The organism is Hoylesella loescheii DSM 19665 = JCM 12249 = ATCC 15930 (genome assembly GCF_000378085.1).
Taxonomy (GTDB): domain Bacteria; phylum Bacteroidota; class Bacteroidia; order Bacteroidales; family Bacteroidaceae; genus Prevotella; species Prevotella loescheii.
In genome coordinates, this window is record NZ_KB899213.1 from 186,666 (window position 1) to 211,396 (window position 24,731).

At 46.5% G+C, this 24,731-nt stretch carries 16 protein-coding genes; 15 read left to right on the forward strand and 1 reads right to left on the reverse strand.

From position 1 onward, the window contains the following. Nucleotides 1–462 precede the first annotated feature (462 nt). The 15 genes from F453_RS0105715 (at nt 463) to F453_RS0105790 (ending at nt 23,405) form a co-directional block, all read left to right on the forward strand. Entirely contained in the window at nt 463–1,590 is a 1,128-nt protein-coding gene (locus F453_RS0105715) for an ImmA/IrrE family metallo-endopeptidase (RefSeq protein ID WP_018967160.1), read from the forward strand. Between the two features lie 11 nt (nt 1,591–1,601). Further along, entirely contained in the window at nt 1,602–2,084 is a 483-nt protein-coding gene (locus F453_RS0105720) for a DUF4411 family protein (protein ID WP_018967161.1), read from the forward strand. Nucleotides 2,085–3,178: 1,094 nt separating this feature from the next. Next, on the forward strand, nt 3,179–3,415 hold the full coding sequence (locus F453_RS0105725; protein WP_018967162.1) for an acyl carrier protein: 237 nt from the start codon (nt 3,179–3,181) through the stop codon (nt 3,413–3,415). A 229-nt stretch (nt 3,416–3,644) separates the two neighbouring features. Then, on the forward strand, nt 3,645–4,907 hold the full coding sequence (gene fabF, locus F453_RS0105730; protein ID WP_026292479.1) for a beta-ketoacyl-ACP synthase II: 1,263 nt from the start codon (nt 3,645–3,647) through the stop codon (nt 4,905–4,907). Further along, nucleotides 4,897–6,318, forward strand: a complete 1,422-nt coding sequence (gene rnc / locus F453_RS16460) for a ribonuclease III (protein ID WP_018967164.1) — start codon at nt 4,897–4,899, stop codon at nt 6,316–6,318. Before fabF ends, rnc begins: the two co-directional genes overlap by 11 nt. Before the next feature lie 527 nt (nt 6,319–6,845). Then, on the forward strand, nt 6,846–10,217 hold the full coding sequence (locus F453_RS0105740; RefSeq protein WP_018967165.1) for a SusC/RagA family TonB-linked outer membrane protein: 3,372 nt from the start codon (nt 6,846–6,848) through the stop codon (nt 10,215–10,217). Nucleotides 10,218–10,223: 6 nt separating this feature from the next. After that, nucleotides 10,224–12,062, forward strand: a complete 1,839-nt coding sequence (locus F453_RS0105745) for a SusD/RagB family nutrient-binding outer membrane lipoprotein (RefSeq protein ID WP_018967166.1) — start codon at nt 10,224–10,226, stop codon at nt 12,060–12,062. A 343-nt stretch (nt 12,063–12,405) separates the two neighbouring features. After that, nucleotides 12,406–16,155 (forward strand): endo-beta-N-acetylglucosaminidase, encoded by a 3,750-nt coding sequence (locus F453_RS0105750; protein WP_018967167.1) that lies wholly within the window; start codon nt 12,406–12,408, stop codon nt 16,153–16,155. Between the two features lie 1,111 nt (nt 16,156–17,266). Next, nucleotides 17,267–17,494, forward strand: coding sequence for a hypothetical protein (locus F453_RS16135; protein ID WP_018967168.1), 228 nt, complete (start codon nt 17,267–17,269; stop codon nt 17,492–17,494). A 357-nt stretch (nt 17,495–17,851) separates the two neighbouring features. After that, nucleotides 17,852–18,385: a hypothetical protein gene (locus tag F453_RS0105760; protein WP_033404173.1), complete on the forward strand. Its 534-nt coding sequence runs from the start codon at nt 17,852–17,854 to the stop codon at nt 18,383–18,385. A gap of 83 nt (nt 18,386–18,468) precedes the next feature. Beyond that, nucleotides 18,469–19,011, forward strand: coding sequence for a lipoprotein (locus tag F453_RS0105765; protein WP_018967170.1), 543 nt, complete (start codon nt 18,469–18,471; stop codon nt 19,009–19,011). A 1,117-nt stretch (nt 19,012–20,128) separates the two neighbouring features. Beyond that, nucleotides 20,129–20,521 (forward strand): hypothetical protein, encoded by a 393-nt coding sequence (locus F453_RS0105775; protein ID WP_009236767.1) that lies wholly within the window; start codon nt 20,129–20,131, stop codon nt 20,519–20,521. A gap of 402 nt (nt 20,522–20,923) precedes the next feature. Beyond that, nucleotides 20,924–21,949, forward strand: coding sequence for a WaaS/CpsH family glycosyltransferase (locus F453_RS0105780; RefSeq protein ID WP_018967172.1), 1,026 nt, complete (start codon nt 20,924–20,926; stop codon nt 21,947–21,949). After that, on the forward strand, nt 21,946–22,758 hold the full coding sequence (locus tag F453_RS0105785; RefSeq protein ID WP_018967173.1) for a glycosyltransferase family 2 protein: 813 nt from the start codon (nt 21,946–21,948) through the stop codon (nt 22,756–22,758). Before F453_RS0105780 ends, F453_RS0105785 begins: the two co-directional genes overlap by 4 nt. An 80-nt stretch (nt 22,759–22,838) precedes the next feature. After that, nucleotides 22,839–23,405, forward strand: coding sequence for a hypothetical protein (locus F453_RS0105790; RefSeq protein WP_234398309.1), 567 nt, complete (start codon nt 22,839–22,841; stop codon nt 23,403–23,405). A 160-nt stretch (nt 23,406–23,565) separates the two neighbouring features. Here the strand turns inward: F453_RS0105790 and msrB are convergent, their stop codons facing one another. Beyond that, a complete protein-coding gene (gene msrB / locus F453_RS0105795) occupies nt 23,566–24,639 on the reverse strand; it encodes a peptide-methionine (R)-S-oxide reductase MsrB (RefSeq protein WP_025789874.1) in 1,074 nt (357 codons plus the stop codon). Nucleotides 24,640–24,731: the final 92 nt, after the last annotated feature.

Consider the following 24,731-nt stretch of genomic DNA (forward strand, 5'->3'; position numbering starts at 1 on the left):
TCGTTAATTTGTTACCTCCCCATCTTGCCATCTGGTTAACTTATTAACTCGTGAACTTATCTACTAAAAAATGACTATCCCCCAAAAGTCAACGTTGAACGAAGCGTTCAGTCATTGTCCTCGGGGGATAGTCGGGGTGTTTTCTAAGAGATCGATTGTCTAATTGATGTTGTGCGGGTGTAAATGGTCGGAATGCGGGCAAGCAATTAACAATCACTCGAGCCGCGTTTTGGTTTAAATCATACGACTTCCAATCTCTGAAATGCGATGCAAAAGTAATAATTTGCTTCAAAACGCACAATAAATGTTCCAAAAAATATATTTTATGGCGTCATTCCTTGATATAGATTAGATTTTGGGTGGGTAGAAAGCAAGATGTAGGAAGTGTAGTTGCACAATATAACGACAAAAATTTTGAATTAGAAGAATAATGTGTATTTTTGCAGTAGAAACCAAAATCAGATGGCAACGCAAGACAGAATAAGTATCCCCGCAAGTCGATATGGCTGGGCCATACAAAGGGCAGGGCTAACGGTGGATGGCTACATAAAAAGTCATCCCAAAACTGCATTGCCCCAATGGATGGATGGAACGAAACAGCCTACGATAAAGCAACTTGAAGATTTTGCCAAACGTGTAAACGTTCCCTTTGGTTTCCTTTTGTTAGAGACTGTTCCAACAGAGGCGGTCCCATTTCCTGTGTTTCGCGGTGAAGCTGGACAGCACAACGGTTTCGACCTGAACGTGTACGACACAGTTAATGCAGTGAAAAGGCGGCAAGAGTGGTTGGAAGATTACCTTAGGGATAACGAACTGGATACTTGCCGATTGGTAGGTGCGGTAAGCCTGCAGACGCCAATTGCTAATGCAGTGGATAGCTTGCGAAAGGAATTGGGACTTGAACCCAAATGGGCTTTCGAACAACCCTCTACCGAAGTGGCTGTGAAGATTGTCACTGAGTGTTTAGAGGGCGCAGGCGTATTTGTGGCCTTCAATGGCGTAGTGGGAAATAATACCCATCGCCCATTAGATGTGTCGGAATGCAGAGGTTTCGCCCTTGTCAATGAGGTTGCGCCCTATATCTTCATAAACAGCGCCGATGCACCAGTCGCACAATTGTTTACGCTCATACACGAAGCGGCCCACCTGATGTTAGGCGTTAGTGCTGGCCATGCTGCCACCGACACTTTGAGTAATGATGCCTTGGAGCATTATTGTGACCGTGTTGCTGCAGAGTTTTTAGTTCCGCACCAGGTTTTAACTGGTACTTGGGATGGTGATATCAAACGCATAGCTAAGAAATTTAAAGTGAGCGAACTTGTTATTGCCCGTAGGGCACACGATATAGGCTTACTAAGTAATGAAGCTTATCGCCGTTTTTGGCACGAATATACCCAGCGCCCTAAAACCGAAAAGAAGCAAGGAGGCGGTGGAAGTTTCTATCGAACAAGCCTTAAACGTGTGGGCCGACTTTTCGCCATACATGTAAGAAATGCTGTGGACACTAGACAACTCTCGTATACAGAGGCTTATCGGCTAACGGGACTTTACGGCAAAACCTATGATAACTTTATGAACAACAATGTCTAAAAGGTGCATGTATGGGCTATTTATTTGATACCAATATATTTATTACCGCGAAAAACCAACTGCCTGCCGATGTTTGGCCGACATTTTGGCTACGTATGAGCGAGCTTATATTGGATGGAAAAGTTTTCACCAGTACGAAAGTGCGGGAAGAAATTGAGCGCGGAAACGACGAACTGACGCTTTGGATGACACAAAACCACGTTCCAGGCTTTTATATTGAACTAGATCGTGAAATCTTAGCCCAATATGCTGAAACCCTAAACTGGGCTAAGGGCAATGCCGTTTTCTCTTCTACGGCCCTTGACGAGTACGCTAATGTAGCCGATTCTTACCTCGTTGCCACAGCCGCAGCTAAAGGGATGACGCTTGTTACCTTCGAGAAATCAAACCCGCTAAGCAAAAGACGTGTGATGATACCCGATGCTTGCAGCGCTATCGGGGTTAGATATTGCGACTTGAACACGGCCTTGCGAGAAATGAACGTTGTGATATAATGATGGAATAGACGCCCAAACTACGCTCCATTAATTTTAAGTTCACCCTTTAATATCCTTACGCCAGTATGGGAAAACGAATAACTTGTCGCAACTTGTGTACAGGTTGTGGTGCGTTGAGCTAATTCCCATTAAGCGGTTGTTTTACCTGGTAGCTATTTCTTACGCCTCAGTCTTCCTCAAAACGCGTGGCGTCTTAATTCTAACGCGTAATAAACGCTTCTTACGCTTTATTGTTACTCATGCGTATGTGGCTTTGTTCCGAAGCAGGCATGTATTTATCCCCAAGCATTTCTATAAATGTGGCCTTGTTATGATGCCGAAAGGGAGGGGTAGAAACGGGCTGCCAATCAGGCGTGAGCAGATAGAAAAGGGTTGAGGTAGATTGCTTTTGCAGACTAGAAAATGTGTGGCTGGTAACCAGTGGATCATTTTTCGCCTTGGTATCGCTAAGCTGGAACCCTGTTCCATGTCATCTGGAACGTCATTCCAACTTATCTGGAACATCGTTCCAACTTATCTGGAATCCTGTTCCATCTTAGCTCCAACAGGGCGAAAGGTAATTTATGTGCAATCATAGGGCCGTAAATGGCTTATAAGGGACTTAAAAGAGAGAGCCCAAGGGGAGCGTAGTGGTGGTATCTTGGTTGACCAAAAGCAATTCTAATTTTTCGAGTTGGTTCGTTGTTAATGGTATTCGTGTTGCTGGCTTATGGTACTTGTCCACTCATTAGGTTTGGCCTTTTCGCGCGCGTACGCGTGTATATATAAGATGAATAATCGTCTAGGCAGCACCCAAAAACCATGGTTCGCAAAACCGTCTGTTAATGAAAATCAGCGAATTGGATGCAGTCAAGCGTGAAAAGTCGTAAAAAATGAGTCTCGGTTTGCCTTTCTCGTTAATGCGCCAAGGTGCCTTATTTATTTCTAAAAAGTAGTTAAAATACCTAAAATCAATGCACAATGAGGGGGTATGTGTGCAATGAAGAGTGCTTTTTTGGGCGAAATGTTTGTGGATATGAATAAAAATGATTTCCTTTGCACCCGAATTTTCGGATGAAATTTATTTACAAACACTATTAAATTTTACAATTATGTCAGAAATTGAATCGAAAGTAAAAGCTATCATCGTTGACAAACTCGGTGTAGACGAAGCAGAGGTAAAACCCGAAGCAAGCTTCACCAACGACCTTGGTGCAGACTCGCTCGACACTGTAGAACTGATTATGGAGTTCGAAAAGGAATTTGGCATCTCCATCCCCGACGACAAAGCTGAGAAGATTGGCACTGTTGGCGACGCTATCGCCTATATCGCTGAAAACGCAAAGTAAAGTGACAAGCTTTTGGTTATGGCCTCCTGCATCTGCCGGAGCCATAACCAAAAACTCTTGATCACCCTTATTTTACCCCTAGGGAAATTAACAACAAGGCCGATTTCGACTTTCGCATCAGGCGGTGGAAGAGCGAAAGATACACACGTGTATTTGCTTATTTACGACCTTTTCTATTCCACCCGCGCGTTTGTTTGAAACGCCCCTTAAAGCAATATTTTTCATTTCAATGGAGTTAAAAAGAGTAGTAGTGACGGGTCTTGGAGCCGTTACCCCCGTTGGCAACACGCCCGAAGAGACGTGGGCTAACCTGTTGGCCGGTAAGAGTGGCGCAGCACCCATCACACATTTCGACACCACCAATTTCAAAAGCAAGTTCGCCTGCGAGGTGAAAAACCTCAACGTGACCGACTATATCGACCGTAAGGAGGCTCGCAAGATGGACCGCTATACCCAATTGGCCATTATCTCGGCTATGCAGGGTATTAAAGATAGTGGTCTGGACATGGAAAAGGAAGACCGCAACCGCATTGGCGTGGTTTACGGTGTGGGTATCGGCGGTATCAAAACCTTTGAAGAGGAAGTTACTTACTATGGCCAGCACCTTGGTGAAGAGCCTAAGTTCAACCCCTTCTTCATCCCTAAGATGATTGCCGACATCGCTGCCGGACACATCTCGATTATGTATGGCCTGCACGGGCCCAACTATGCCACCACTTCGGCTTGCGCATCGTCGACCAATGCTTTGGCCGATGCCTTCAACCTCATTCGTTTGGGTAAGGCCAACGTTATTGTTAGCGGTGGTGCCGAGGCTGCCATCTGTGGCTGTGGCGTAGGTGGATTTAACGCTATGCACGCCCTTTCTACCCGAAACGACGACCCCGAGCGCGCTTCGCGTCCATTTAGCAAGAGCCGCGACGGATTCGTTATGGGCGAGGGAGCTGGCTGTCTGATTCTGGAAGAACTGGAACACGCTAAGGCTCGCGGTGCTAAGATCTATGCCGAGATGGTAGGCGAGGGCGCAAGTGCCGACGCACACCACATCACGGCTAGTCATCCCGAAGGCTTGGGCGCACGACTGGTGATGCAAAACGCATTGGAAGATGCCGGATTGAAACCCGAAGACATCGACTACATTAACGTGCACGGCACGTCGACACCTGTGGGCGACGTTTCGGAGGCAAAAGCCATTAAGGAGCTTTTTGGTGAAGCAGCCTATAAACTCAACATCAGTTCAACCAAATCGATGACGGGACACTTGCTCGGAGCAGCTGGCGCCGTTGAGGCAATGGCCTCGGTGCTCGCCGTTCATAACGACATCATCCCCCCAACAATAAACCACGACGAAGACGACGTGGACGAGAACATCGATTATAACCTCAACTTCACGTTCAACAAGGCACAAAAGCGCGTGGTGCGAGCTGCACTAAGCAACACATTTGGCTTTGGAGGACATAACGCTTGTGTTATTTTCAAGAAGTATGCTGAGTAATCTTATCGACAGAGTAAGGCTTCCTTTCCGTAAAGAAAAGGAGCTTTACTCGTCTTTATTTGAGATTCTTGGGTTCTATCCGCGAAACATTGGCTACTATAAGCTTGCCCTGATGCACAAGAGTGTGATGCGACGAGGTGCAAATGGCAAACCTGTGAATAACGAAAGACTTGAATTCCTGGGCGACGCCATACTCGACGCCATCGTGGGCGACATTGTTTACCGACACTTCCCCGGAAAAAGGGAGGGATTCCTTACTAATACCCGAAGCAAGCTTGTGCAGCGCGAAACACTTAACCGACTGGCACAAGAGATGGGTATAAGCAGGCTGATACTCTCGTCGGGACACTCTTCTTCGCATAATAGCTACATGGGCGGCAACGCTTTCGAGGCCCTTGTGGGGGCCATCTACCTTGACCGCGGTTATGCCAGCTGTATGCGATTTATGGAAAAGCGCATCTTGGCCAAGATGATTAACATCGACAAGGTGGCTTATAAGGAGGTGAACTTTAAGAGTAAGCTTATCGAATGGAGCCAGAAAAACCGCGTGAAGCTCGACTTTATCGTCAAAGAGCAGGGCAAAGACAAAAATGGCAGTCCCTTCTTTCTATTCTGCGTAGAGCTGGAAGGCATCGAAGGATGCAAAGGCCGTGGGTATAGCAAGAAGGAAAGTCAGCAGTTGGCCTCTAAGCTAACGCTCGAAAGGCTGAAGAAAGAGCCGCAATTCATCGACCAGGTGTTTGCAGCTAAGGCCAGTAGGACGAAGAAGGAGGGCACGGCAGATGCCGAAGAAAATGCTGCTAACGAACAGCAACAGCCCGAAGTCTTGGCCAATGGTGCACAGCCTGTTGTCGATGGCAATGCCCAACGAAAGACCGAACCTCAGACGCCACCAACTGGCGCAACGAGCGAAACGGACAAGGCCAAAGCCGACGAGCAAATAGTCGAACGCACAAACAAGTCTGCCAACGCGCACACGGAGAAACCTGCCACTGAATGCACAGACGAACGTTCTTCGGAACGCGCCGCCGAAAGAAAGTCGGAGCGTGCCAACGAACGTAAAGCGCGTAACGAAGCGCACCGCACAAAAGCGGCAGACAACGCCGAAACAAACGGTCAGGCCAAGGAAAAACCCAAGAAACAAGAAAGACGAGTTAACGAGAAGGCGGAAGAAACCGAAGTGGTGGTGTATAGGGACGATGCTCCCAAAGACGAACCAACGGAAAAACAACAGCACCTTTATCCGCAGCGGGAGATTGAAGAAGCCGCAACCGAGACGTTGGACTTCGACGACGATCCTGAATTCGACCTTAGCCATATCACGGCTCGCCAACAGTCGCGTGAAGAGATTATCGCTGCGGCCGAAGCTGCCGCTTTCAGCGAAGAGCACACCGATAATCAAAACCAATGACGAACGCGTTGATAGGCGTGAGTAAGCCTTATTAAAACTGCACCCCAATTTTGCACAGACAAAGTTGGGGTGCAGTTTTTTTTGTAGGCGGGAAGCTAGGGCGGGAGTGCGAGTGAGCCATATCGTATTCTCTCGCTAGCTTACCTTCCCAGCTGCAGCAATGCTATATTTGCATTGCAGGAACTCCGAGAAATTGTTCGTTGGCATATCTTGTCGTTTGCGTCCTATCGTATGGCGTAATGCGTTAGTACTCATGCACACACCATAATATATACACGCGCGTACGCGCGCGCGAGGATTTTGAGGGATATAAGTTGGGATGATGGGACAGGAAGGGTTGTTAGGATGAGGTGCGATAATTGTGTCATTGGTTGTTTTTATGTAATGCATCCAAAATAAATTTATTTATTTTCTATATCCGTCTAAGTAATATTAGTAGGTTAGTTGTATATGTATTGTAAAGGGTTAAAATAAAGGCCCTATATCTATAGATTTACAACTGCTTTATACATAATATTGCTAAACTTATGAAAGAACCCAAGTTTAAGACAGACGGATTGCTGTTGAAGGGGCTGTTGGCTTTGTCTATTTCGGCAACGCCAATGCTTACATGGGCAGGTTCAAAGCCTGCTGAGGCATCTCTTACAGCGGCAACGCCGAAGGTTAACGCCGTGGCTACAACGGCTCAGAGAGCTCAAGCCACGACAAACACCATTAAGGGTGTGGTGAAAGATGCGCATGGAGAACCGCTTATCGGTGTTAGTGTGTTGGTGAAAGGTACGGGAAAAGGTTCCGTTACCAATATCGACGGCGAATATACCGTAGCAGCCGATGGTGCTAATCCTACGCTAGTGTTCAGCTACGTAGGCTACCAGTCGCAAGAAGTGGCTGTTGGCAACAGGCGCGTGGTGGACGTAACGATGCAAGACGACAGCAAGGTGCTGGGCGAAGTGGTGGTTACGGCCATGGGTATCATGCGTAAAGAAAAGTCGCTTACTTATTCTACACAGAAGGTAAAGGCCGAAGATCTTGTGAAGGTACAAGACCCTAACGTGGCCAATACCCTCGAAGGTAAGGTTTCGGGCGTAACCATCACCCCCAGTGCAGGTGGTGCGGGCGGTTCGTCTAAGATTATTTTGCGCGGTAACAAGTCGATTCTTGGTAACAGCGCGATACTAATCGTGGTAGACGGTGTGCCCATGTTGAACAACACCCGTGGCCAAATTGGCAGCGGAAGCAACGTTACCTACTCGGGTGTAGGTGAAGGTGCCGACCCACTTTCGCTGATTAACCCCGACGACATCGAGAGTATCAACGTGCTTAAGGGTGCTAACGCCTCGGCACTTTATGGCTCGGTGGCCGCCAATGGTGTGGTGATGATTACCACGAAGAAAGGTAAAGAAGGCAAAATGGCCGTAAGCGTATCGTCGAACATTACCTTCGACACCCCATTGCTTACGCCCGAAATACAAAATACATACGGTGCAAACTACACGCAAGGTAGTGGATTGGCTGCCGATGGATGGGGCGGAAAGATTGCCGACATACCCGAAGCCGACCGCCTGTTGAAGTATAAGCCCGACAGCAAGATATTCCCCGGCTACGAAAACGTGGCTCACTTGCGCAATTATGCCAAGGACGATGTGGCAGAATTCTTCCGCACGGGTGTGACAACCAATAATTCGGTGTCGGTATCGGGTGGTACGGAGAAGATACAAACTTACTTCTCAATAGGTAATTCGCATGCCAATGGTATGATTCGCAACAACGCCTACAACCGTAACACGATGGCTTTCCGTCAGAATTATAAACTTTTCGACAAGCTAAACGTGGAGGTTTCGGCCAACTTCGTTAGCACCAAGACCACCAACAGACCTGGTGGTGGAACGGTGTTTAATCCCATTTACCACACTTACGTTACCCCGCGCAACGTTGATATGGACTGGTATCGCAACAATTATGTGCACGAACGTGGTAGCTGGATTTCGAAGCAGGCTTATTACGAGGCTGATAAGAACTCGGGTGGCGTGTACAAACGCGAAACGCACGATGTGCGCCTCGAAGGTCCGATGCAAAGTTGGGCTTACATGGAGCACAGCCAGAACAACCCCTATTGGCTTATCAACATGCACTCGAGCGTGCAACGTGAAAATAGGTTCACGGGAATGATGACCGCCAAGTATGAAATAATAAAGGGCTTGGACTTCCAAGCACGTTTCAACTACATACTTACCAACTTTAACAGCGAAGGTAAACGCTACGCCACCAACTTTACTCCTCAAGGCGTAGATCCCTTTGGTATATATTCGTTGGGTTGGGAAAAAACACAAGAATTCTATACCGACTACCTCCTTTCTTATAATAAGGAGCTGACACCCGATTGGAGTTTGTCGGCTACGGCAGGTTATGTTGGTCATACGGTTCGTGGTGAAAACCAAAGCAAATACACAGCTGCCACTTACGTGCATGGCATGCAAGAGAAACCCTCTACAGAGGTTAACTTCTTCGATTCGCGTGCTGGTGGCTCGGGTTCGCTCAACCGTACACTCTCGTCTAACTGGGACCGCGCTGCCCTTGTTACCGCTCAAGTGGGCTGGAAAGACATGGTTTACGTAGATGGTTCTTATCGTGTGGACTGGTATCGCGCTTTCCGCCAATTCAGAAACCGTGGTACTGCCGACCATTATGGTTATTTCTCGCTGGGTGCTAACGCCATCGTTAGCCAGCTGGTTAAGATGCCCGAGTGGGTATCGTACCTAAAATACCGCGCTTCTTATTCGGAAGTGGGTAACTCTATTCCCAATATTGTATTCGCAACAGGTGTGCGCGACTTGGAGAAAGGTTCAACGTCGGTAAGCCCCTTTGGTAAATTCGAGAACCCCGTACCTGAGAAAACCAAGTCGTTTGAAATGGGTATCGAGTCGTCGTTCTTCGGAAGCAAGCTCGATTTCGACTTCACTTTCTACAACACGATATCGGATAACCTTTACATGATTGCCTCTAATGCTGCTGGCAAACGTGTACCCGTAAACTCTGGTAAGGTTCGTAATAGAGGATTTGAAACCACATTGGCCTACAACTTTAAGTTTGCCAAAGACTTCACTTGGCGTACTCAGGCCAACTTCTCGTTCAACGATAACACCATCTTGAACGTGGCAACCAATCCCGATGGCTCAGATGCGCTGGTGTATAACGACATCGCTGGCGTGCGCGTGAACTATCTTAAAGGTGGTCGCATTGGTGACATGTACGTTACAGACTTCCGTCGTAAGGCCGATGGAACCTTCGAAATGGAGGATGATGGTGACGGACTGTTGCGCGAAACGCAGGTGAACAAGCTTTATAAGAAATACGTGGGCAACATGAACAGCAAGATACAGCTGGGATGGAGCAACACCATTAACTATAAAGATTTCCAATTGTTCTTCCTCATCAATGGCCGTGTCGGTGGTAAGGTTATTTCGCTAACCGAGGCTTATCTTGATAACCTTGGCTTGTCAAAGCGTACCGAACAGGCTCGACTAAATGCCGAACGCAACAACTTGCGCACCTCTGATGGCCGTTTGGCTATGTATTTGCCAGATGGTAGCAACCGTCTTATCGGCGTAGAAGAGTATTATCGCAGTATTGGCGACAACAAGAACCCTTCTGAGTACATTTACAACGCCACCAACTTCCGCATGCGCGAGTTGTCTTTGGGTTACACTTTCCGCAATCTTCTCGGACAAGGACGCAACCTGAACTTGTCGTTCATCGGGCGTAACCTCTTCTTTATATATAAGGATGCACCCGTAGATCCCGACGTTTCGCTATCTACTGGCAACGGCATGGGTGCTTTCGAGGCCTTTAATATGCCCTCGTCGCGTTCATACGGTTTCTCACTTAAACTTAATCTGTAACGAACAATGAAGCTAACAAGATATTTTGCCATGGCTATGGCTATGGCCGGAGTGGTGACTTTCTCGTCGTGTCTTGACTATGACGACCCCGAAGACACTTTCCAATCCAATGAAGTGAAGCTCGATGACAACGTGTTTCACGGCAATGTAGACTCCATCGACTACAAAAAGGAGTACACTGTGGAGCAGATCAACGCTGCTCACGACCGCATGGAGCATGAGTTAGGCGCTTTCATTGGCGCACAACAACTGATTTTAGGCGGAAAGGTTAATGGTCAAGGTGGCATAGAATCGCCCAGCGAACACTCATATCAGGCCCACGCAACGATGGCTGATGTCTATGCGCAATACTCGGTAATTCCCCACTCTAAGTTTGATTTCGGCGATGAAATACGCGCCTCTTATCATGTGGCTCGTGGATGGAACGCTGGTGCTAACGGCACTTTCGTGATGACCAAGAACAATCTCACGCCAGTGATGAACCACCCGTCTATCGACACGATTCCCGAGTTGAAGGCCCTTGCGTTGCTTTTCTACAACTTCGCTGCTGTGCGCAACACCGACCTTTACGGTCCTATGCCTTATCAAGAATTTAAGGTTAACAAGCAACACGCACCCTTTAAGTACGATTCGCAAGAGTTTATCTATAAGCGTGTAGTTGAGAACATCAACACGTTCGTTGCTTGTTTCAAGCATCTCAACAACAAATCCGACGCCTATAAAGATCGTATCTCAGATTTACTCGGTAGCTACACGCGTACGCTTAATACGCAGTTTACGTCTAACTTAACAACAGAAGTAGACAAGTTGATACGTTTGGCTAACTCGTTGAAGCTACGTATGGCCATGCATATCGTGAAGCGCGATAAGGATTTGGCCAAGCAATGGGCTGAAGAAGCAGTTAAAGATGGGGTGATTGAAGAACATGCTCATGAATTCTACCTCCCTGCTACTAGTATGCATACAGGAAAGCATCCCCTCGCCGTAATTGGTGGCGACGCTTGGAAAGACTTTGCTCCTAGTGCCAGCTTTGTTACCTTGCTTAAGAGCTTGAAGCATCCTTACGTGGATGCACCTAATGGTAATGAGATTATTCTCTTTAGTCCCAACAGCGGTGATATACGTTCAACAGATGGTACTGTAACCGAAATGGGCAAGGCCATTGTGGGCATACGTTCGGGTTCGAAAGTAGGTGCATTCAAGGGAACGGATAATCCTTACATCTCATTTAGTCGCTATAACGACAAGATGTTGAACAATGCGCCGATCTATCTCTTTAAGTTGTCCGAGGTTTACTTCCTTCGCGCTGAAGGCGCTTTGCGCGGATGGAACATGGGGCAAGGAACTGCAGAGTCGTTCTACAACAAAGGCGTTGAAGAATCTGCATTGCTCGAATCGACGGATCCTCTTGCGGAGACCTTGAAAACCAAACTTGCGGAGTATCTAGAGCTTGAAGCACCCGTGGAAGTTGTATATGTAGACCCCACTGGTAAAACTCCTAAAGAGACGACCCGCACTAAGATAGGTGTGAAGTGGAACGAAGGTGACTCAAATGAACTGAAACTCGAGAAGATCATCACGCAAAAGTACATCGCACTCTTCCCCAACGGCTTTGAGGCTTGGGGCGAAATGCGCCGTACGGGTTATCCCAAACTCTTCCCCGTTCTTACGCGATACAACGACGGAAGCTTGAAACCAGGCGACCTTGTTAGGCGAATGATATTCCCCAACGACGACCAGGCTTCGATAAACGATATTCAAGCGACAGGTCTTGATGCGCTTGGAGGACCCGACCAACAAGGCACTCGCCTGTGGTGGGACGTGAATACCGAATCAAATTTCTAATTCAAGTAATGTGTTTTTGAGTTTATGGGCTGATGAGTTAGGGAATTGGCTTATGGCATTCGTTAATTCATCAGCTCACAAACTCAACAACTTAATAACTCAAAAGCTAACGCACCACAACAGTATTTCATAGGTGTAAATCCGCATTCTGCAATATGCGCCAGCGTAAAATCCACATATCGCCCATCGTTTCGACGGCTTCAAAATAGCCGTTGCAGGGCTTGTGCATCGTGGATTATGGCCTTAGCAGGATGCTTTTTTTGTAGATTATTGTAAGGATGGATACAAATTTTGTTGTGAACTTGTGTCCAAGAAGGTATAACTAATAACAACTAAACCCATTATGAACAATTTTAACAAGAACATGCTCTTTGCTGGTCTTACCCTTTTTTCGCTTGGCGCACACGCACAAGCGTTTAAAGAAGGATATGTAAACACCAAAGACGCAGAGTCATCAAGGTTCCATACCATGGTGCAAAATTGGGAAAGGAATCACAAGTTGAGTGATGACGACCCCTTCTTCATTTCTCGCGTGAAGCCCAAAGTTCGCTTCCGCAACAAGGCCACTCAGGTAAACAAAAGCTTGGATGAGACCAACGACAAGCGTCTAATTGCTTGGTTGCCTTACGACGACCCACACAAGAACGCTTTGCCCGATGGTAATTTCAACTCAGAAGTATTCTCACTTTGGAGCTATGTAGACCATTGGGGAGACTGGTCGATGCCACTTGGCCGTGTTCCAGCTTCTTTGCTCGACGTGGCACACAAGAATGGCGTAGGCGTTTCGTCTGTAGCAGGTATCCCCGAAGGTAGTCTGTCAAACGCATATCGCAGAATGTTTACGGCATTGGCTGGTCAAGATATGCATAAGAAAGCAGCTAGCTACCTGTCTTATTATGGTATCGACGGACTTGGTTACAACTCCGAGTTCACCTCTGGACCTAACGACATTGCCAATGTGCGTAATTTCCACATTGCCTTGAACAAGGAAATGAAAACGAAGAATCCCGTCTTCGAGAATATATGGTATGATGGTACTACCGACTACGGTGGTCGTCTTTTCGACCATGGATTGGCTAGCCATAACCAAAAGAACTTTGGTAAGGAAGGCGAAGAGGCTGCTTCGTTGTTCTTCAACTATAACTGGAGCGTTCCTTCGAGGCTTTCACAATCGGTTTCGTATGCTAACAGCCTGAAGCGCAACCCGCTTTATCTCTATGCAGGTATAAACATGCAGGGTGGTGAACCTAGAAACGGCCGTGTATGGACTGTGCTCAAAGACTACAATATCTCAATCGGATTGTGGGGCGCACACTCGCGCAACATGTTCTGGGAGAGCCGCAACGAGAAGGGTAGCGACCCCGAAACCATGCAACGCACGTATATGCTGCGCACCGAACGCTGGTTTACCGGTGGAACACGTAACCCCGCCAACTGCCCAGCAGTAGGTAATAGCTTGCAATATCATGCCGACAACGTAGAGTTCCAAGGCATGTCGCCCTTCATGTCGGCACGCAGTACGCTCTCTTGGGATCTAGCCGAAGAACCATTCGTAACCCGTTTTAACTTGGGTAACGGTAAGTTCTTCAACTGGAACGGTGCTCGTCAGCACAACGGAGAATGGGCTAACGTGGGTGTACAAGACTATCTGCCCACATGGCGCTGGTGGTTCTCAACCGAGTTGATGGGCCGTGAAAGGTCTCAAGTGCCCGTTGCGGGCATGGATGCCGAGTTTGTATGGGACGATGCCTATATGGGTGGTTCTACGATGCGCGTATATGGCTCAACAAACAAAGGCTATCTGCAATTGTTCAAAACCCGTTTCGACTTGAAGAAGGGTGATGTAATCACCTTGAAGTATAAGATGAAGGAAGGCGCAGCCAACCTTAACCTCGTGCTAACTGCCGAAGGTAGCGAAACAACCGAACACACTTACGCGCTGCGTGCTAAGACCGAACTGGCCGATGCTGAGGAATGGGTAACCAAGACCTTTACGGTTGATAACGATTTCGATGGTAAGAAGCTGGCTCTTGTTGCCTTGAAGTTTGAAGACGCTACCAACATGAACCTCTATATGGGTGAGATGGCCATCACGCGTGGTAACTATGCAACGCCCGCACAACCCGTCAACCTAAAAGGTAGACTGCTTTCGTTCAACGCAAGCGGACTGGACGCTAAGCTAACCTTTGAAATGACTAACCAAAAGGCTAAGGGCGAACCCTGCTATAACCAAGATGTTAAGACCTCGCTCTTCAAACTTTACGCACAAGAAGAAGGCAAACCTGCCGTTTGTATGGGTGTAACCACATCGTGGGGTGCACTAATGTATCGCATTCCTGTTGATCCTTCGAACGCCAATCCGCAAGTTAAGTTGGGTGTATCGGCTGTATCGCTCGATATGAAACACGAGTCGCCCATCACATGGACCAGCAATCTTACTATGCCCCAGTATGTTTACAACGATGGCGTTACGCTTTCGCAAACCATGATTAAGCCCAACGAGCCATTCAAGATGAGCTATGTTGACCCTCGTCACACGGCTGGCCAATGGCGTCTTCTCGACATTAGCGGCAATCCCGTGTTCACTGGCAGTGGTAATTCGGTTGAAGTATCGGGTATCAATAGCGTTGGAACATATAAGCTGGAACTTACTGGCGAAGTTGAAGGTCAAAGCACTACCCGCACTTTCGATGGATTTGTGCAAGTTACTGACGAGCGTGTCGGAGCACTTCCTCGCATCAACTCACTAACGGCCAATGGTAAAACCGAAAACATTTCGGTTGAAGCCAACAGCCAAATTAACCTAGCATATACCGGACGCAAGAGCGACGGACAGCTTTCACGCGGTGTTATGGTTAACGAGAAGGGTGTAGGTATGCGCTCTGTTCCTCTCGGTTTCAACAGCACAACCATGCAAAAGGCATGGACGCTATCCTTCTGGGTGAAGTTCAACACCATACCCCAAGGTGAGATGCAGGTTCTAGACCTTCGCGACCAAACCACTACATGGCCTCAAAACAACTGGGGTTCGTTCTGGTCTACCTATAATCCTAAGACGCAAAGGCTATCGTTTGTTATCCGTAAAGACCAAAGCGGTGGCGACGAACATAAGACTCACTGGAACGTAAACTTTGTGCCCAACACTTGGACGCACCTAACCTTCGTGATGGAACATGTACAAGGAAAAGGTGTACGCGAAATCATTTACGTTAACGGCAAGCAAGCCGAAGTGGCTAATTGGGAGTTTGGTGGTAGCACAGGTACTGGCTTGCCCACCGTTTATCAATCTCCTGGATACCACTGGGGAAGTGACTACAACGACAGCTGGTTCCTCATCGGTAAGGGTCGTCACCAATGTGCCGCTATCGATGGAGCCGTTGACGATGTGAAGTTCTTCGATCGCGCACTCAGTGCTAGCGATGTAGCTACAAGCATGAACAATGTTGAAGGCACCGATAATCCCGTTGCTTTCTGGAACTTTGAAGCTGCACCTGCTGCTAATCACGAATTTGCTAACACCAAAACAACCGCTGCCACCATCGGCGCTGTTGATGCCGTGAAGGGTCAAAATGAAGGTCAGGCTAGAATTCAGGCCATCGAACCCGAGTTTACTGCTGGTAGCCCCTTCTGCAAGGGTACTGGTTTTGACGTGAAAACCACTGCTCAATGGACCGCTGCAAAGGGTAACATCACCGATGCCAATGGCAACGGTGAGGCTGGAACGGCAAAAGTTAGCTACGCACAACCCGGAAACTACAAGGTAACGCTTACCTTGCAGAACTCGTATGGTAAGGCCGAGCGCACGTTCAGCGTGATCAAGGTGGGCAACTCTACGGGTATCGATGGCGTTGAAAACAATGATGCTCAACCCAAGGCTTACACCGTTGGCGAAGACATCATCGTAGATTGTCCGCAGGCTGGTAACTATCAGTTCGAGGTATATACCATCGACGGAACCCGCCTCTTGGCTCAAGCCGTGAAGATTGCCGCTGGCAACAACGTACGTTTGCACATTGCCAATAAGGGTATCTTTATCTTGAAGATACGCAAGGATGGCAAGTCGCTGCCCAGCGTTAAGCTGCTGCGTCAATAAGGCTACAACGCGCCTAAGCGTTAGGCACGTTAGCAAATAATGATATATCCATTACGCCGACAAGAGTGTATGTTCTTGTCGGCGTTTTTTTGTGTACATTGCGAAGCAAGGGGACAACTAGCCATTGCTTGCCAACAACCTAATGCCCCTACTTTTATGCGAATGCGGCATAAGATACGATGCCCTTTGAACACGATTATATGAAAAACCAATGTCCATCTCACCAACTACCGCTACGCGGTAACTGACATAACGAATTGCTCTTAACTCGAACTCGCGTACTTATATATAGGAGCATGGTACACACAAATAATAACGCACACGTTCGGGATAGCCCATAATGCATCATAACCTACGCGAGTTCGGGATACAAGACGATGCTTTTTGAGCAAGATTAGATAAAAAACGAATAATAATATCACCTACTACCGCGTAGCGGTAATTGACATGACGAATTTCTCTTATTCCGAACTCACCGCTTCTTTTATAAGAGCTCGGCATAAGATAAGATGCCTGTTGAACACGGTTAGCTGACAAACCAATGTCCATCTCATTAACTACCGCGTAGCGGTTGGCCTTTTGGTAGGGCAGGGTTGCGAACGAAGTGAGCTACCCTGCCTAGCGAATGGAATAACAAAACAAGGCCGTAGGTCTTGGTCTTTTTACATGTATCACACCTGTTGTCTACTCGATAGGCAGATATGCGGGCAAATGCCATTGGCGAATGATATTGTCTTTGGCCATTGGTTTCCCCAAACAGATAGCTCGAACGTAAAAAGACCAAGACCTACGGCCTTGAAGGATAATATGCACCGCTTAGGCAGGGTAGCTCACTTCGTTCGCAACCCTGCCCTACCAACGGACCAACCGCTACGCGGTAGTTAACATAATGAATTTCTCTTATCCCGAACTCGTCCCTATTTCTATACGAATTCGGCATGGGATAAGATGCCTATTGAGCGCGATTAGCTGAAAAACCAATGTCCATCTCACCAACAACCCTGCCCTACCAAAAGACCAACCGTTACGCGGTAGTTGACATGAAGAATTGCTCTTATCCATTCCCCTGTTCGCATTTCCATAGTTCCGAATGGGCGCTTTCTAAGCCCTGATGATGCATTATTACATTAACCACGGTGTTAAATATGTTTTGGACGCCTGTTCCATGTTATCCGGAATGCTGTTCCAGTTGATTTGGAAGCCTGTTCCAGCTAAGTTGGAACAGGGCTCCATCTTAGCTGGAACAAGGCGGGAGCTGAAAAAGCTCACTACAAGCGCTTATCGAGTGGGCAACGAAAGATGGCGTTTGGAGGTAGCGAGGGTGAGATGGCTGTGGTGATAGGCTGTGGAATGAGTCGCCTAGATAGTGCCAAGCTAGTATCAAACGTTACGTGAGTTCGGGATAAGAGAAACTTGTTAGACCAACCGCTAGGCGGTAGTTGGTCGATGTGCTTCACCTGTACGCTGGCCATTTAAGGCCACTTCCGATTCCGAACTCGTAGTTCAAGCAGGTTCGTCACATCAACCATTCACACGTTTTACACAACCATTTGCCCTGCATCCAGCCAAAAGTGGCGCGCCAAACATTTTTTTCACAAATGGATAGGCAATAAAAATAAATTTTCTATCTTTGCAAAGCATAGACAATCTATTATTGGATAAGAACCTAAGAACAATACCAAAGACTAATATATTTATGGTAAAGAAGCTATTTATATTGACAATCGCCCTGCTCGCCCTTATGAGCTGCTGTAACCAAGATGAGGTGTATCAAAACCTAGATATGTCTCGCCAACCATATACGGGTAAGGAATTGCGCACCGACGGCTATTATTATTCGGGCTATGTTCACAGAAACAAGATAGGCACACTTATGCTTTTTCGAAATGGCGTTTGCATGTTTACTTATTTCAGCAACAGGTATGATGAGCTAAACCTTTATGTAGAGAACCATATTTGGGGAAGCAGCGCTTATGTGGACAAGATGCGAAATACTCCAGACAATATTGGCGTGTTCTCCGTTTCAGGACATGTGCTTGAATTTCAAGTGTTCTGGCAGGGTGGAGGAACAGCAACCAGAAGCTGTATGGGTGAAATTCTGAACGACACAACACTACGACTTAAACGGTGGTGTTACAATCTAGACGGGACTGTTGAAGATATAGACGAGCTGTATTATTTTAAGCCATTCAGTCATAAACCCGACAGTACGTCGAGCTTCATTAAGTAACAGCGTGTGTAAGACATGTGTCGGGGCTTTGCATCCCAACACTGCGCCACACGCCATATATAACATTTATCCATCGCATCATCATGAAAAAGATTATTATAGCACTCGTTGTCGCGGCCTTGCTCGCCAGCTGCAACCTCTTTCGCTTAGACGAACCAAGGGAGGATTTGGGCCTCCAGCGACGTCAATACACAGGTAAGGAACTCCGAACAGACGGATATTACCTGGCAAAATCTACCCGCGAAAATCGACTGGGCTTGATTGTTCTCTACCGAAATGGCGTGTGCCTATGCACCTACATCATGAAAGGGGGGAGCGATACCAAGCAATACATTGAAAACGATGTGCTGCAAAACAAGCCTTATATGCGTAGCCTGTTCGAAAAACCCACGGGTATTGGCACATTCATGATAACAAAACGTACCATTGCCTTGCAGGCATGGAAATACAAAAACAAACATTCTACCATTGTTGTAGACTACATTGGCGAGGTAATCAACGATACAACGCTGCGTGTCAACACCATAACCGAGTTTGATTCCAACACGCCACAGTTCGCTTACGACATCTTCCACTTCGTGCCCTTTACCCACAAACCCGATAGTACCACAAGTTTCATCAAATGAGATGAGGCTTGTACGGCATGGTAGAGTCGTGTGTAGAGCATTCAGGAAGCATGTGCCGACTAACATAAACGATTAAAATACTGGCCAGCACCTCTCGATACCATTCGCAAGTACGTGCCTGTTCTAGATCGCTATGCGTTTACACACGACGATTTGGAACGAATGCCTTGGATCGTTACTTATTCTCCCAGGCCTGAAATGAAGAAGTTGTTGGCAAGAAATAAACTAAGCACAATGCGGTAGTTGGCGAAGCTGACATTTCTTTACCTATTCAGCCTTGCTCAAAACGTATAGAGTTTTATTCCGAAACCATGTTACATTGGCTTGGGATAACAAGTGTTGTGTGGGAATTTAAAAATGTGGAGTGGATAAATAATAATAATAAGTTGATGGGGGTGGGTGTTTGAAAATGGTGGGTTGTATATAAAGAAAAAGATGACGGCATGATCACTCATCCCGTCATCCCAAAGAATAATGTTAACGGACGTTGGTGTGTTGCAAAGCGATAATGCTAAGAGCAGTTACGATTGTAACGCCAACCAACATCGCGATTGTTTCAAAATCTAATAACATAATCTTTAACCTTAAAATCTATCAAACTACTAACCTAATGAAAACTTATTATGAAAAGCATTCTCTCGAATACGATGCAAAGGTACGATGTTTTTTTATTTCCTGCAATATTTGCACCGAAATTTTCTGCAAATATTCCACGAAATTGATTTTTGTCAACACTTTTTGTCTTTTAAGACATATCATGGACGTCAAGGAAAGAATTATAGGGTCAATGCGCAATACAATAAACGGAAGTTTGGGAGAAGTCAAAGGATATCGCGGCCAAATAAAGAAAGGTAAAAACAGACTTGTGTTAAGGTGCACGATTTACGCAAATACCCTGCATATATTGGCGAGTTGGGACGATGATAAGGGTGAAGTTTCTGGGCGTGTCTCCAATCGTATGTGACAGGCGATATTGTTCGGTTGTGGATAAAATTTGCTCCGTTTCTGTTCTTCTTACAAAATAATGTACTACCTTTGCATAGGGCAGGCTGAATAAGGCTGTATTCTAGCAAGCCAACGAAAACTTAAATTACAGACCATAAACCAATATTGACAGATGCTTCAACGCGATTACATTCAGCGGCTTATCCGTGAATTTATGGAAGCTTTGCGCCGAACGCTCGAAAAAGATGAGATAACCGTAAGGCGCGAAACCATCCGACGGCTATACGAGCAGTATCTTGGGCCATATAATCTCTACCATTTTGCCACCATCGACGAGGTGATGATGGGCATGCAATCTTATCCCGAAGAGGAGCGTTTGGACCGATTGGCGATGCTGGCAGAACTGTATTATGCCGAGGCAGATACCGAAGCATCGGTGGAAGATAGGGAAACGATGCTGCAAAAAGCATTTAACCTTTTCGACTATATTGAGCGAAACACCAGCGTGTATTCGTTGGAAAGGCGAGAAAAAATGGCAGAATTGGTAAAGAAACTCAGCAAATAACACCACGGATAATTATAAGCGGTTGGGTTTGTGCATGGTCTGCGGTGACCTTGGACGTGCCCTTTTCGCTATGTAAAGTGTGGTGTGCGTGCTTGTCAGTAATTAATTTAGTGTAAATGTTATGGATTTTTCGGAGTTTATGACTACTTTTGCAGTGTGCATTTCTGTTCTCTTTTCGGGTTTTCTTGTCTATGAGAACGAGCGCAGGGTATGCCTTCAGCTTACGGCAAGTTGACTACCCAACAGGTCTGTGCCTATGTTGGGAGGTTGATGTGTGGAAAAGTTAATCGCTTAACCACATAAAGCGTAGGCTCGAGGTTGTCCGGCGATTTATCGCGAACATGCCAGAAGAACCTCCGTTTTAGGTAGCCAAGACGTAATCTATTTAAAGTTTTGATTTTAATGACGAACCGCGACAAGAAAATAATGCTCATTATGCCACCCGACTTTGATGTCTACATGGCTGTAGAGAGAAACCTTCAATACGTAGGTTTTAGGCAAGTTGTGGTCTTGGCGCCGAGATTCAAGTGCACGTTTAAGGTCAAGTTGCTGAACTTTGTTCAGAAACGGATACTTGGAAATAAAAAGTATAAGAAACGACTTGTTGCTGCATTTTACGCTGCAGCAATTGATAAGGCCGTGAGGAATATGCCTGAAAAGAGCGTGGATTATGCCATCGTGATACGTCCTGACAAAATAAGGATAGACACAATAAGGCGACTAAACGAGGTTGCATGTAAGGTTGTGGGCTATCAATGGGATGGCCTGGACCGTTTTCCCAAAGTTTTTGAGGTGATTCCCTTGTTTGAGCGTTTCTTTGTTTTCGACCCCAACGACGTTCCAAAGTATAAGGCGCAGTTCCCCAACTTGCTTTCTTGTACCAATTTTTACTTTGATTTCCCCATTCCTGGGATAGAAGTGAATGCCAAAGAAGTGATGTATGCTGGCGTATATTTCGATAATCGCGTAGATTCGCTCATGAACCTGATAAACGAATTGGAGAAATATGGCTTCGATTTTAATGTCCGGCTCTTTTGGGGAAGACGAAATACGCCACCCGAACTACCCCACATCACCTTCTCTACAAGAGGAACAAGCTTTCTGAAGTACTTGGAAAGCGTGCAAAAAGCTGGTCTTTTGATTGATATTAAGGCATGCGAACACGACGGTTTGTCGTTTAGGGTGTTCGAGGCGATTAAATATAGTAAGAAACTCATTACCGATAATGCCAGTGTTAAGCGTTACGACTTCTATCGCCCAGAGAACATCTTTGTGGTTGAGAATGGGTGTTTCGACGGCCTTAGCGAGTTTCTCACCACGCCAAACACGCCACTTCGCGAAGAGATAATACAAAAGTATAGTTTCACCAACTGGTTGAGGTATGCCTTAGACATACCTCCATATCAGGCAACAGACAGTAAAATATGAAAGTTTCAGTTATCGTGACCTGCTACAATCAAGAGGCCTTTTTGAACGAAAGTTTAGGAAGCGTGGCCAGACAGACTTATCGCGATTGGGAATGCATCATCATAGACGATGGCTCTACCGACACTTCGGCACAGATTGCCAAAAGTTGGCAGGAGAAAGATGCACGCTTTAGATACTTTTATCAAGAGAACAAGAAGGTTAGTGGAGCACGAAATGCAGGGCTGAGTAAGGTTGAAGGCGACCTGATTCAGTTCTTAGACGGCGACGACATCTTGCTTCCCACAAAATTGGAAGAGAGTGTAAAGGCCTTTTCGCGAGAGAAATGTGATGTCGTTGTCACCAATTTTTCGGAAGAACACCATGGCGAACCGCGTCCGCCTTTTTGCGATCTTACGAAGTACGATTTTACCTATAAGAATCTGTTGTTGCAATGGGATATCGACTTTAACGTGCCAGCCCATTGCTTTTGTTTTACAAGAGAGATATTGGCAGGTCTCACCTTCAAGGAGTTTCTTCGTGCGCAAGAAGACTGGGTGATGTGGCTGGAGGTATTTAAACGAAATCCCAAGGTGTGTTTCATAAATCAACCGTTGGTGATGTACAGAATACATGGTGGTAGCGTTACCCGCAACACACCCTTGATGGAACAATATACAGAGGCAGCCTCAATTTATATATTAAAGAACGAAGACACTTATTTTGAGGAGTTTTACCAAAAGATGGTGAAGCCATACAAGAATAAGCTTAATAGAATATTGTCGCGGCCGTGGTATAAGAAGGTGTTTTACGACATCACGGGTAAGGAGTAGGGCGGTAAGGTGGCTTCATTCCCCCGTCACTCCTCTTTGTCAAGCGGCAAGGGATGGTACATAATAAAATCTTAATCATTATGAAGCGTACATTGTTTATCATGATTTTAGCGTTGTTTTCTTCAACGTTAATGGCACAAGAGAGGCCTCGCCAAGCCGTGTTTGCAGAGTTCCTGGGTGCATCGGGCATAATTGGCGTGAGCTACGACTCGCGTTTTAAAACAAGCGAACATTGGGGATACCGCTTTGGGTTGTCGTTTAACGCGGGTGGAGAAAGCGAAACATTTATCTCTTCTGACAAGGACTATCAAGGCCCATCGCTTCTAGTCGAAGGCAATTATCTGATTGGTAAGGGGCGACATTTTCTTGAACTGGGTTTAGGGATGATGCATGGTTTCTTCAAACCGCTTTTTGATAAGGACGAAATGTTCTATGACGGTAACCTCTGGAGTTCGTCTAGCTCGTGGGGTACGTCTGAAGATTGGGAATATGGCTATTATTGTTATGTGGACGTAGGCTATCGTTTTCAACCGGTCAAAGGTGTTATAGCCCGTGTGGGTATTTGTCCGTCGTTTGTATTTGGCGACGAATATGGGCTACGTCGCTCGTTTTTCTATCCATACGTGAGTGTGGGTTATGCCTTTTAAAGTGGCATAATAAAACAGTTAGCTGGCCTAGTTTTACTCGCTGTCTCAAGCATTTTAGAAATCCTAGGTTTACTAGAGCTTCAAGCAGTAACAACTTAACGAGTAAAACTAACCCAGCTAACCAAAGTTGATGATAGTTGTACGGTGCCCAAAAGAGGCTTTATTTCTCTTCCAGCATCGGCAGATACTTGCCATATCCCTGCTTTTCCATCTGGTCTTTGGGCACGAAACGCAGGGATGCGCTGTTGATGCAATAGCGCAATCCACCCGTTTCTTTTGGCCCATCGTTAAACACGTGACCTAGATGTGCATTGCCTTTGGCCGAGCGCACCTCAATTCGTGTCATGCCATGCGAGCGATCTTCGAGGTTGTTCAGCAGTCGGTTGTCGATGGGTTTAGAAAAAGCGGGCCATCCGCAACCCGAGTCGAACTTGTCGGTAGAAAGGAAAAGCGGTTCACCCGTGGTGACATCCACATATATTCCCTCACGAAACTCGTGGTCGTATTCGTTTTCGAAAGGTCGCTCGGTGGCTGCATTCTGCGTCACCTCGTATTGCAAGGGCGTTAGTTTGCTTTTCAATTCTTCATCAGAAGGCTTAGCATAGACTTTCTTTTCACCTGTTTTCTTGTTGGCTTTGCTGGCCATGTCGAACAAGGCTTGTGGTAAATGGCAGTAGCCCGTAGGGTTTTTGTCCAGGTAATCTTGGTGATAATCCTCCGCATCGTAGAAGTTTCTCAAGGGTAGCACCTCCACTTGCAGCGGTCGGTTATAGCGTTTGGCCACCTTAGCCATCTCTGCTTGGATGATGGGAAGGTCGTCGGCGTTGGTGTAATAGATGCCCGTGCGATACTGCGTACCAATGTCGTTGCCCTGACGGTTTAGCGACGTGGGGTTAATCGACTTGAAATAAAGTTGCAACAGCATCGATAACGGTAGCCGTTCGGGGTCGTAGGCCACGCGTACAGCCTCGGCAAAGCCCGTCTTATCGGTGCAAACCTCCTGGTATGAGGGTTTTTTCCCATGCCCGTTGGCATATCCAGTTTGTGTCTCTGTTACGCCTTCTATTTGTTTCAGGTAATGTTCCGTTCCCCAGAAGCATCCGCCTGCCAGATATATTTCTGCTTTCGTGTTCATTGTACGTCCTTTCTTTTCTTGATTTTTGCTGTTTCCAGTGCAGCATGCCACGACCGCACATAATGCGGTTATGGCCATCTTTAATGTCAGTCTGTTCATTTTTGTTTTGTTTTGAGTTAGAACAAAGCTATACATTTTTACGCAAATAGCCAAAGAAGAATGGCATTTTGAAGGTTATTTAAAGAAAAAAC